This is a genomic window from Photobacterium kishitanii, assembly GCF_000613045.3.
Taxonomy (GTDB): domain Bacteria; phylum Pseudomonadota; class Gammaproteobacteria; order Enterobacterales; family Vibrionaceae; genus Photobacterium; species Photobacterium kishitanii.
This window is the reverse complement of sequence record NZ_LN794353.1, coordinates 1,025,548-1,037,931: the sequence shown is the minus strand read 5'-3', so window position 1 is coordinate 1,037,931 and position 12,384 is coordinate 1,025,548. Positions and strand designations below refer to the sequence as shown.

The 12,384-nt window shown below is 33.9% G+C and carries 12 protein-coding genes; 3 read left to right on the top strand and 9 right to left on the bottom strand.

Annotated features, from left to right (window positions below; translation table 11 throughout):
- The first annotated feature begins 8 nt into the window (after positions 1 to 8).
- Together trhO and PPBDW_RS19925 are read left to right on the top strand one after the other, a co-directional pair.
- Positions 9 to 989 carry an oxygen-dependent tRNA uridine(34) hydroxylase TrhO gene (trhO, locus tag PPBDW_RS19930; protein WP_036791962.1) on the top strand — a complete coding sequence of 327 codons (981 nt, stop codon included), beginning with the start codon at positions 9 to 11 and terminating at the stop codon, positions 987 to 989.
- A 170-nt stretch (positions 990 to 1,159) separates the two neighbouring features.
- A complete protein-coding gene (locus PPBDW_RS19925) occupies positions 1,160 to 1,477 on the top strand; it encodes a hypothetical protein (protein ID WP_036791959.1) in 318 nt (105 codons plus the stop codon).
- Positions 1,478 to 1,631: 154 nt separating this feature from the next.
- Here the strand turns inward: PPBDW_RS19925 and PPBDW_RS19920 are convergent, their stop codons facing one another.
- Positions 1,632 to 2,657 (bottom strand): zinc-binding alcohol dehydrogenase family protein, encoded by a 1,026-nt coding sequence (locus PPBDW_RS19920; protein ID WP_036791955.1) that lies wholly within the window; start codon positions 2,655 to 2,657, stop codon positions 1,632 to 1,634.
- A 320-nt stretch (positions 2,658 to 2,977) separates the two neighbouring features.
- Between PPBDW_RS19920 and PPBDW_RS19915 the strand changes: the two genes are divergently transcribed.
- On the top strand, positions 2,978 to 3,754 hold the full coding sequence (locus tag PPBDW_RS19915) for a glycine betaine ABC transporter substrate-binding protein (RefSeq protein WP_036791952.1): 777 nt from the start codon (positions 2,978 to 2,980) through the stop codon (positions 3,752 to 3,754).
- Between the two features lie 139 nt (positions 3,755 to 3,893).
- On the opposite strand, the gene PPBDW_RS19910 is transcribed toward PPBDW_RS19915, so the two are convergent.
- From PPBDW_RS19910 to PPBDW_RS19875, 8 genes are all read right to left on the bottom strand, one after another.
- A complete protein-coding gene (locus PPBDW_RS19910; RefSeq protein ID WP_036791947.1) occupies positions 3,894 to 4,829 on the bottom strand; it encodes a LysR family transcriptional regulator in 936 nt (311 codons plus the stop codon).
- Positions 4,830 to 5,096: 267 nt separating this feature from the next.
- Complete coding sequence (locus PPBDW_RS19905) at positions 5,097 to 6,284, bottom strand: MFS transporter (protein ID WP_054262196.1); 1,188 nt, start codon at positions 6,282 to 6,284, stop codon at positions 5,097 to 5,099.
- A gap of 293 nt (positions 6,285 to 6,577) precedes the next feature.
- Positions 6,578 to 8,302 (bottom strand): class I SAM-dependent methyltransferase, encoded by a 1,725-nt coding sequence (locus tag PPBDW_RS19900; protein ID WP_036791943.1) that lies wholly within the window; start codon positions 8,300 to 8,302, stop codon positions 6,578 to 6,580.
- 450 nt (positions 8,303 to 8,752) lie between these two features.
- Positions 8,753 to 9,115 carry a hypothetical protein gene (locus PPBDW_RS19895; RefSeq protein ID WP_036791940.1) on the bottom strand — a complete coding sequence of 121 codons (363 nt, stop codon included), beginning with the start codon at positions 9,113 to 9,115 and terminating at the stop codon, positions 8,753 to 8,755.
- Complete coding sequence (locus tag PPBDW_RS19890; protein WP_036791938.1) at positions 9,102 to 9,854, bottom strand: helix-turn-helix domain-containing protein; 753 nt, start codon at positions 9,852 to 9,854, stop codon at positions 9,102 to 9,104. The genes PPBDW_RS19895 and PPBDW_RS19890 overlap by 14 nt, the downstream gene beginning before the upstream one ends.
- A 99-nt stretch (positions 9,855 to 9,953) precedes the next feature.
- The gene (locus tag PPBDW_RS19885; RefSeq protein ID WP_036791934.1) at positions 9,954 to 10,703 is read right to left on the bottom strand and encodes an EAL domain-containing protein; all 750 of its coding nucleotides are present in this window, start codon (positions 10,701 to 10,703) and stop codon (positions 9,954 to 9,956) included.
- 17 nt (positions 10,704 to 10,720) lie between these two features.
- A complete protein-coding gene (locus PPBDW_RS19880; protein ID WP_036791931.1) occupies positions 10,721 to 11,845 on the bottom strand; it encodes a hypothetical protein in 1,125 nt (374 codons plus the stop codon).
- 8 nt (positions 11,846 to 11,853) lie between these two features.
- On the bottom strand, positions 11,854 to 12,384 hold the full coding sequence (locus PPBDW_RS19875; protein ID WP_036791928.1) for a hypothetical protein: 531 nt from the start codon (positions 12,382 to 12,384) through the stop codon (positions 11,854 to 11,856).

Below are 12,384 nucleotides of genomic sequence, written 5' to 3'. Positions count from 1 at the left end.
GAAATATCATGAATCAGTATGTTGTCTGTGCGCTGTATAAGTTTGTGGAGCTTAAGAACTATCTTGAGTTACGTGAACCCATGCTCGCTCTAATGGAAAAACATCACATTCGTGGCACCTTACTCCTAGCAAGTGAAGGCATTAACGGCACTGTTGCGGCCGATCGTAACGGAATTGATACCTTGTTAGCGTGGTTAAATGCTGACGCTTCTCTCACAGGCATTGTTTGTAAAGAATCCCTCTCAAATTTTCAGCCTTTCAACCGCACCAAAGTAAAACTCAAAAAAGAAATCGTAACACTAGGCATTGAAGGTATTGATCCTCGCCATGTCGTAGGCACTTACGTCAAACCTACAGCGTGGAATGATCTTATTGCCGATCCTGAGGTATTGGTTGTAGATACCCGTAATGATTATGAAATCGAAATTGGTACTTTTAAAGGCGCAATTAACCCCAATACCGAGACATTCACACAATTTCCTGATTACGTTAAAAACAATATGGATCCGACTAAACACAAAAAAGTCGCGATGTTTTGTACTGGCGGTATTCGGTGTGAAAAATCTACCGCGTATATGAAGCAACAAGGCTTTGAAGAGGTCTATCACCTTGAAGGCGGCATTTTAAAATACCTCGAAGAAATCCCACAGCAAGACAGCTTATGGCAAGGTGACTGTTATGTCTTTGATGGCCGAGTTGCGGTCAATCATCAATTAGAACAAGCCGATTATGATATTTGTAATGCGTGTCGATTACCCATTACTGAAGCTGATAAACAATCAGATTTATACGAGCAAGGCATCAGTTGTGCTAAATGTCATGGACAACATTCACCACAACAACTTGCACGCTTTCGTGAGCGTGAAAAACAAATATCTTTAGCCATCGCAAGAGGTGAACAACATATTGGTACAGAAAGTACTCATCACCGACTAGCACGACGCGCAGAGAAACTCGCAAGGAAGAAAGATCAACGAAACCAAAACTAACCTTATTTAATGCAAGTTAAGTTCGCTTTGTGAATAATTGCACAACCTACGTTGCTGTGCGATCATAATATTATAGATTTAAAAACCTGTTGCTCACTATCACTCATCATTAACCATATTATTGATGAACTGGGCAACAATGATCCCTTTTATATCAGGAAGTAATATTAATGAGTCAGCCAGAAAATGACCTCATCAAAGCAAGTGAAAGTGACTCAAGAAGTGAATTTAAAACGCCACAGTTTCAAATAGCCCGACTACTTAGTATTACATTTAATGTGATATTAATTCTGGCGCAAATAAAGTTATTAAAAAATCACGATATAGATATAAAAACCTATGGTGTATTCATTTTTTGTAATATCAGTATCTTAGTCAATATTTTTGCACCAAAAATGACCAAACTGACACTTAAACAAGTAACGAAATACAGTGCTATCCCTATGCTCACGAGTGTATTTTTATTTATTAGTCAGATACTTGCATAATCTACATCAAACAACCCATTAATCGCTTATAAATTAAGTTGTTAATGGGTTGTTGTTCATCTTTATTTAGTCTTTGACTATTGGATAGTAATCGACAAAATTAGCAAACTTCATCAAAATTAATCTATTAAGGTTATGATATTAATAATTTAAGTTAATATTTTATTGCAATCTTACCAATGGTTTTTCCCGTCTCAATTAAGCGATGTGCTTCTTTTAAAGTATTAATATTAAACCCATCTAAAGTTGTTGTTAATGTTGACTTTAGACGACCAGAATCAATTAAATTTGCCGCTTGGAATAGGATCTCATGCTGCTTTTGGATATCTTCTGTTTTAAATAATGAGCGAGTAAACATAAATTCCCAAATAAAACCGACTGATTTTCCCTGAAGTGCCGAGAGATCAATCCCACCATCAAACTCAACAATAGAACTAATCATTCCTTGTGGCGCAATTAACTCTACCATCGAGTCCCAGTGATCCTTAGTATCTGCAAGGTTAAAAATATAATCGACATATTGAATATCATGATCACGAACAGATTCAACAAGACGGTAGTGATCAGCAACATAATCGGCCCCCATATCAATCACCCACTGTGTTGTTTCAGGGCGTGATGCGGTTGCAATAACAGTTAAGTTCGTTAATTGTTTTGCCAATTGAATAGCGATAGAACCAACGCCACCCGCACCACCAATCACAAGTAAGGTTTTCTTTTCCTCTGGACGAATACGTAAGCGATCAAAAAGTGCTTCCCAAGCTGTCAACGTTGCTAATGGCATTACCGCGGCAGATTCATCAGACAAACTTGCAGGAGCATGCGCAGCAATACGATAATCTACTGTTTGATACTCCGCATTAGCGCCTTGATGAGTCACATCTCCCGCATAATAAACGCGATCACCGAGCTTAAACCCAACAACATCACGTCCACAACCAACAACTTCACCCACAGCATCAAAGCCAACAACTCTAAGTTGCTCAAGCACTTTATCTTTAGCACTACGTATACGAACCTTAGCGTCAGCCGGGTTAATCGAACTTGCTGTTATCTTGACGAGAATTTCGCTATCACCGATCGTTGGCAATGGGGCTACAACTTCAATCAGACTATCGATAGCTGTTATTGGTAACGATTTTTTAAAGCCGATCATCTTCATTTCAGAGGGTAATGACATCTTAGGCAATCCTATGTATTTACGATATGGAAAGCCTGAGATTAATAAACATAGCTCAAATGAAAAATAGCGTGGGACTTGAATCATTATCAAATTAGATTTGATAATGATTTTAAAGATAAAACACCAGCTTCTGTTTTTTCACGAATAGTTCTTTACATTAACGCGTATTCAAAACAAAATAGTGAATATTACCGATGTCTTTAACCATGTTAATTATCAAATAGAATTAGATAATTTATCAACCCTTATCCTGTTTAAAAAATTCATAATAGATTTAATATCATATTCATAACCAAATAAAACTAAACGAGTTTATTATGAATCACGCTATAACTATTGGTGTCACTGACCTTTCATTTCATCGTATTACAGCTTCTCTCGTTCGTCATACCCTGATGGACATGGGATTTAGAGTACAACGTATTTTTTCTCCACATCAAGAAAATTTCGAAAAACTAACATTCGGCGAAATAGATATACTTTGTTCGGCATGGCTTCCGTCTAGCCATGGTCTTTATAAAGCTAATGTTGATACTGTTCAGCCATTAATTGAGCTTGGCCTACATTATAAGCCCTATGCACTATGGGGAGTACCTAGCTATATTCCGAGTGAAGACGTTGCAGAGATTAGCGATCTATTAAAACCTCATGTCATTGAAAAAATGGCTAAAGATATCCAAGGAATTAATGCTGGAGCAGGTATTACTCGTTTTTCACTAAAAATGATGGAGCAATATGGATTAAATAGCGCTGGCTATCGCTTTCATACCGGAACAGAGGAGGATTGCTTTACTGCGTTTGAACAGGCGGTTAGCAATAAACAGTGGCTCATCGTGCCGTTATGGAAACCACAATTCCTTCACCATACATTTAAAATTAGAGCGCTTTCAGAACCCAAAGGGTTATTAGGTAGCATTGATAAAGCCGTTTTATTACTTCGCCAAGACCGCAAAAATCTATTCACTGAAAATCAACTGGCTAAATTAGATGCTTTACGATTTTCAAACGCAATCATTGCTGAATTAGATTATCAAGTATCCCGCGACGGACAAGATATCGATATAGTTACACGTAATTGGCTGAATCAACAATAATATTATATACAATGCTTATAAATAAGTTATGAGCATTGTATCGTTGTGATTTCGTCATTTTTTCAAAATATTATCTGCATTACAGGTAACCTAAAAAGTAAAATCTCTCGCTCTTTTTCCACTGACTTTCTCTCAAAAATTACTTGAGCATATCTGCGGTTAAAATACCTTTATCAACTAAACGACTAAACACGCCTTTCGTCTGTGCTCTAAGGTAATCTCTTAGTAATCGAACCGTGGGCGTAATTGACTGTCGACTAGGACAGATTAACCACAACTCCGTTCCTATTGGCTGATAATCAGCCATAATACTAATAACATTACCATTCAGTAGATCTTTAGACATATCTAAGCTCGATTTAAGAGCAATGCCTAAACCAGCAACACACCAACGTCTTACTAAATCAGCATCGTCAGAAGCCCGATTCCCCTTAAGTTTTATTTTGTTCAAACTGCCATTATTAGTGAATACCCACTCGTCATGAATAAGTCTATCTAACTGATATAACAGCGCATTATGATCACCAAGATCCTCAACCGTCAACGGGGTTCCACGTTTTTCCAAATATTCAGGACTAGCACATAATACTCGCGGCACCGTACAAATTTTAAATCCATATACATTCGCTTCACTAGGCGAACCGTAACGCAGCGCCATATCAACTGAGTCATGATAAAAATCAATATTACGATCACTAATACTCGCCCTAAGACTGACTTTAGGATGTTGTTCCAAAAAATCATCTAGCCAAGGTATTACTATATTCCTACCAAGATCAGACGAAAGTGCGATTCTAATTTCGCCATCAATAATACCTAAATCTTCACGAACATTTTGTTTGGCACTTTTCAGTATTAACATTGCTTGCTCACACTGCGGTATATAGTGCTCCCCAGCAGGAGACAAACGTAACTGCCTGGTTGTACGAATGAATAGCTCGACCCCGAGTGAAGCCTCTACACGTTTAACAGCAGCACTTGCTGTCGCTATTCTCATATCTAAATGGGTTGCTGCAAGTGTAATACTACGAAACTCTGCAACCTTTAATATAACCTCAAGATCTTGAAGTAACACGTTAGTAATCCACCTCTAATACATAAATTAATATAGCCACATGATATCGTCACTTATGGCTAACTGATCTTTGAAAAACGCTAAATAAAAGATTTTTTCAATAACAAGATAAAAAGACAACGGCGATCATCTTCAATAAGTACAAAAATTTACTTATCAAGATATCAGCCGTTGTCTTATCATTATGACGGTAATAATAGCTCGATTAATGCTTAAGTAACCATCGCTATTAATTAAAGCCCGTACGAGTAACTATTTCTAATATTGTTAGCTTATTGTATCCAATACCGCTCGCCCCTGCTGAGTTTCTCGGCGGTTGATAGTTGCAATAAGTATTACCCCAACAACAGGAATAATTGCAGCGGCAAATGGGATCATTCCAGCCCCCAGTTGACTATCAAGTACTATACCACCAAGGAAGCCACCAAATGCATTAGCTAAGTTAAACGCTGAGATATTCGCTGTTGCTGCCAGTTCTTGGCCTTCACCACCATGATTCATAACTCGAAGTTGCATTGCTGGTACATTTGCAAAAGATGCAATACCAAATATAAAAGCAGCAATTACAAATAAAATTTTATTATCAACCACTAAGCCCACCGCAATAAGTGAAAGGATCATTGCAGTAGCCCAGAAAATAGATGCTTTATTTAAGTTTTTATCAGAAGAACGACCACCAAGAATATTACCAATAATCAACCCAACACCAACCACAACAAGAAGCCAAGTAATAGCACCAGCACTATAACCCGTAATATGCATCGCAATAGGTGCAATATAACCATACAACGCCATAAAACCAGACCATGAAAGAGCTGTGATCGCTAAGCTTATTAATAGCAATGGATTTTTGAATGCCATTAATTGCGCTTTAATGTCTTTTGCCTCGCTATGACCCGCCGCTTTGATAAACATTAGAATTGAAAACATTGCTAGCGTACCTAATACAGCAACACTAATGAATGTACTATGCCAACCAAACTGTAAACTGATCCATGTTCCAGCAGGCACCCCAAGTACATTAGCCAGCGTTAAGCCAGCAAACATTTGTCCAACAGCGCGCCCAGCCATTTTTTCAGCAACAAGGTTAGTCGCAACAACGGCACCAATACCATAAAATGGGCCTTGAGTAAGGCCTGCGATAACCCGACTAACTAAAAGTAAGTGATAATTTGGCGCAAAAGCTGAGAATAGATTTCCGATAATAAAAAGCGCCATCAATCCACTTAATACTGCTTTTTTATTAAATCGAGTCAAATAGATCGTTAATATTGGCCCACCAATAACGATTGCTAATGCGTAAGCACTAATTAAATAACCAGCTTGACCTTCTGTAATTGATAATGATGTTGCTAACTGCGGCAGAATACCTGCAATCACAAACTCTGCAGTGCCAATTGCGAATGCTGCAAGTGTTAATATCCACACCTGAAATGGCATTTTATCTTGTTTCATTATTTCGTTACCCCGACTCATTTTTATCTCTAGTTGTTATTGCGCTTGAATCGTTCTCATTATATTTATTTAATATATTTTGATAATTAGGTGAAATATGAATTCATTATTTATAAAAAGTGAACAATGGAGGTAGAATATTATCGGTCTGGAAACGCATGTAGATATTAGAAACGAGCTGATAGCTATAAGATAGCAATAGAGCCTTACACTAAATAATAAAGTCTCTATTACTGCACATCATTAATCTTCACAACAAAGATAAAAAGTTTAAATATACTTTTATTAACCAACTACCACTCACCAACAAGTAAACGACTTTTGACACCATAAATTTGAAGTCCCATCGACTGAAAAACATCATCAAAATTACGGCACGTTAGCGGCAAATGGGGTAATGATAATATGGCTTCATCAAAAAAACGATTTTGCTCAGTCTCAGTTTGCCATGCTATTTGCCACCAATTTACAATCCGTTCGCGAGATTCACTCAAACGACGTTTAGTCGGTACGCGAGCACGCTTGTTATTATTTTCAATTTTACTCGCTGGCAATAAGTTCCATTTATCATTATTCGGCCAATAAGCAAAAGGTAAGCAATGATCGACTTGATAATCGGCTTGTAAACGTTTGCCACTCCAAACACTCTTTAATTCATAGCCTGCTTGCTGTAAATGAGTGATTTTTCCTCTAACATCACGAGTATCATGGCTTTCATCAATCCATTTTAAGCAGTCATAGTAGGTTTGTAATTGAATACCACGCTCTTCATTACACTTATAACGCCGCATCTCAGCTATCCACTGATTAACGACCAATGGCTCTATCCAACTGCTATAGAGCCGTAAACATTCCCACAAACTCTCATCTAAAATGAAGTGCCCAAAGCTTGTTAATGTCTCAAGATCTAAGACCAAGGTAGGCGTTGAGCGCAACGTCTGCCGTTCTATTTGAAATAAAGTATTCGATTTATTTCCTTGATAAATAAAAGTCACAGGCCCATTTTGAATGGTTGTTAATGTATCACGAATAGCCGTTTGTAATGCTTTAGCTTCATCGCCTATAAAAATAGCACCAATAGCTAAGTCATCAGCTGTAAGATGTTTTAATTTATTCCAACCTGCATCTTTAACAAAGCCTAAGCCTTTTTTCGACGCATTACTTTGCTGGATACCAAAGCCGTTAATATCGATATCAATAAGACGTTTAAATTGTCGAATCCAATATAAACCGACTAACCCAAGTGGCAATTTAACTTTATTATTTTTTCGCTCGAGCACAGCTCCAGGGTACGCATCAGCAATGCGTAACAAAGTGCGCAGCAACGCCAGTTTATAAGTTGCAGATTTAGCATCATTAACAATAATCTGCCGTATTTTTATTAAGTCACCTGTACCATCGTCAGGTAATTGCATTACAACAGTTTGCCACTGTACACTACTACGACCTAATTCATCGGTATCTAGTGATGATATTGCATTCACTTGTAAGGCATGTTTTTTCGCTAGTTGTTCGAGTTCTTCTACACTTACCGCATAAGCCACTCGAGCATCATTAAAATCACCATGCCGAAGAGAAATCACAAGCTGGCCACTGGGTGCTAATAAATTAGCTAATTTTCTAAAACAACGTTCCCGTAATTTAGGCGCAATATGCATCCATATCGCCGAGAGCAATATACAATCAAATCGAATTCCTAGCTCAGTGATACTATTTAACTCGGGTAATTTATCATCCAACCATGTAATTTTATCAAAGCAGTCTTGCGTATAACGTTGACCAAATTCACGCAATGCCGCTGCTGGCTCAATCGCATAAACATCACACTGATGCTGCGCAAACCAAAGTGCATCTCGTCCAGTTCCAGCACCAACATCTAATACTTTCGCAACGTCACTTTTTGAAGTCAGTGGCCAATATGCTCGCCAACTTTGATGAACTTGCTCAAAAGTAAGTGATTGGTATTGCTCAATTAGAAATCCAGCATTTTGGTGATAAAAATCAATGGTTTTTGACATGATGATAAATCTAAAAACAGAATAGATTTATCATACGCTAAAAGGAGGGCAATACTACTTAATGATAAACTCGATATAGAAGATGATACAGCATATGCAATCGTTTATAATTTTGATAACAGATACATATATTTTTTGAAATTAGCTATCTAACAGCTGTGGTTTAGAAAAATAAAAACGCCTAATAAATAATATATTAAGTTACAATTACTAATACTGTATTAATTGTAACTCCATTATATTATAACTCAGAGCATTCCTTAAATTTAAACATTTTAACTAAAAAAAAGTCACTACTATGAGTAACTTTTAGATTAATTTAATGAAGGAAATATTAAGCACCTATTATAATTGTCAGTTTCAATATAATACAAATTATTATTCTAAAATCACATTAATAATGTATAAAGTTAAAAACTGTCAATTTAACCTTTTGTAAGGTGTTATCTTTTATTTGAATGATTGTGCTTTATTTATTAGTAATATTAAATATTCTCTATCGAGAGCGACAATAATCCTAATCGTTGTATAAAGTATATCTTCATAATATTCGGTATTTAATATAGTGTCCTGTTGCAACCAGCATAATCTATCTTTCTCTTGGCAATTCAAAGCCTGGGCATATGTTAATGGCCCTAATAATTTAGATTTTTCCAGAAATATTTTAGCTATATTTTTCCCAAGAATAGGTTTTTCGAAAAATTGATAATCAAAAACATTATTATTGTGATGAATAACTATTCCATCATCATCCATTAAAATTGCAACCTCTGAATAGTTATCAATAAAATTATATACTTCATTTTTTTTCATTAGATAAAAAATCCCGCATCGTTATACCAGCCTTCTTTATAAAAACTCTATTTGCAGTTGCTATATTTTTCACACCTGCTTTAGATAGAATTTGTTGGATAGACAGTCCAGATAATTCTTCATTTGATAATATTTCAAATCTTATATCATCGACTAAATTACCGTAAGAAGTATTATTCCTACTGAGGATATATTGTATTTTTCTACGCGACATGAATAAATTATCAACGACAAGATCAAGTGATAGTTCAGAATTTCTAATATTAGTGAATATAAACTGTTGAATACGATTAAAATCTGGAATAGTTTTCTTATATGTTAATGATAACAATGCAAGATGCTTTAACGCCATTATTATTATGGCATCATTAGCTTTAACATCAGGAATAAGTTGTTCAATAATATAGTTATATGGATTAATGAAGTTATATAATCCTGAATAAGTGTTTTGACAAATATCCTCACTTAAATCATAACAAATAACATATGTCTTAGAAAAAATATCAATATCTAAAACACTGTTATCTCCTATAGGAGATATAGCTAATTTTGAAAATGATTTCCCTTGATAAATAATATTATCCTCAGATAATATTAATATAATCATATTATCTGATTTTGAACCAATAGATATAGACTCTTGTTTTCCAATATTATTTATAGAAAAAAAACAATAATCATCTACAATAATTGTTGGTGTTAAATCTGTTTTTGTTTTTATTATAACTTTGCATTTCATAAGATATATCCATATATTATGCAACCAATAATAAATAAAATACATAGGAATATTTTAATATGTAACTATTGTGCAGAACATAGTAAACTTTTAATAAAATTAGTTTTGAAAAAAATTATTAAATCTCATCGGTTTTGAATACAAATATCCTTGAAAATATTTCACACCGATATCTTTTAATAACCGTTCTTGTTCGATATTTTCAATCCCTTCAACTACTAATTTAATATCTAATACAATACATAGATCTACAATATTTTTTATAATTAATTTCCTTTTATAATTAAATTCACTTTGAGAATTTTCAAGCAACATTGATATAAAATACCTATCTAATTTAAGAAAATCAAATTTATAATCATATAGTAATAATAATGTAGAATTATCCATACCATAATCATCAATTGCGAACTTTATTTTTTCTGATCTTAACTCTTCAATATCATTCTTTATACAATCACTACATATAATACTTTTTTTTTCTGTTAGCTCTAAAACAATATTACAATATAATGATAACTGTTTGATATAAATTTTAAATTTATAGTTAGATAAAATTTCTTCTGTCACATTAAGCGAAATATAAAAATCATCCGAAAATTTATTAACGCTAACCAAAAAAATACTAATTATTTGTTCTATTAATGAACAGGTAAAATCAACCAACAAACCATGTTTTTCAAATTTAGTGATGAAAAAATCAGGTAAATATAATACTTTATCGTCTTCAACCCATCGTGCTAATATTTCAATTCCAACAATATTTCGATTACCATCTACTATATCCTGAAAGAATGGCTGTATTTTTTTTTGAAAAAGCACAGATTTTAAATTATCTAAATCTAACATAAGTACATTCCACAAAATTAAAGTTCAAGAGAAACTATCATTGTCAGCTGATCAGAGTAATTCCCATTTGGAGTATTAGCTACTGGCGATATAAAATTAAAATCTAATAAACCCTGAAATTGATTATTTGATGATATATTAAATTGCTGCATTTGATTATTACTATTAAATACTTCTTTTTTTCCAGTCGTTATATTTATTAAGTTAGCAGTGTAAAAAATATCATGACTACCATTTCTAAGTACTAATTTATTATTTATAGTATTAGCTGAGGTTAATTGAAAGTTTAACTTATTTGAAAAATTAAACACACCATCAACATTAAAATTTAATGCACTATTTCCAATGTAATTATTGCCAGTTTTTTTTACATTAAAAGTAGATATTTTACCATTAGGAAAATTTATTGACGTTAATTCTAATTTCTTATTAATAGTAAAATTAAAAGTATATGACTCGGTATTTGGACCAAATCCCCCACCATTAACCCACAAAGCAATACTATCACCAGTATATACAACCGATCCTGTATAATTCCCAACTTTTGTTGCAGGATTACTTAAATACCTTTTAATATTATTATTCAAATCAAAAAAATAACTCATTCTTGATCCACCAAATGTACCACCTCGCTGAACAAGCATTGCTACAGTGTTCCCACTACAATCACGATTAGCGGAGGCGACTATTTGCTGGGAAGATGTATAACTTGGTGTTACGATATTGCAACCATAGTTTGAAGAAATAGTAGCAGAACGACCATCGTTATAGAATAAATTTACATAAGAACGAATCAATTGATTTTTTGAGAGCACTTTATACTTATTATCATTTTGATTAACTAAAGATAAATCAAAAAAAGAAGATGTCCGCCGTAATACTGTAAAAGCTAAAGCATCAGTAAACCCGATTACACTGCCATAATTCCTCCCCTCAATACTATCTTTAGCTGTATCTATTTGTATTGGATATGAACCATTGACAGTAATTACACTAGCTATACCACCCGTTATTCGAGCATTTTCAAATTGATCTGTAACAGCGTTATAATCCATTGTGATGTTATAGGTTATAGGTATTGCCGCTGCAAATACATTCTGAGAATAACATATTGATAAAAATAAAAGGAAGATTTTTTTCATAACAAACCTCAGAGATCAATAGATGTTAGAAGAATGACGTTACCATAACAAGGTAAATCACTTGTAGAGCTATTAGTTATATTGCCAAAATTCACTTTAAAATAAACATCAGATATATATTGATTATAAGGTGAGTTAGCTTCTCCCGTTGTTACTTTATACCAAAAACCTCTTCCTAATAGAGTAATCTTATTATCTTGCTCATTAATATTATTTATTGATAAATAAAGAGGAACACTAATAACAGAATTATTTTGTGAACACGTCATGTTTTTATATAAAACATTAAAGCTATACTGATTAATTACTTGAGTCGTTGTACTTCTCAGCTGAAATGTAATCGGTCTAAACGTTGATACTGAATTATCATAGACTAATGTTTTATAATTATCACCGACAATTGTAGATTTAATATCAGCACTATTTATATCATCCATATTAACTATATTAGCATTTAATGTAATTATATCAGATAAACTAGTTGCTGCATGTCCATAATAACTAAATATTACAGTAACAAATATTAATATTTTTCTCAT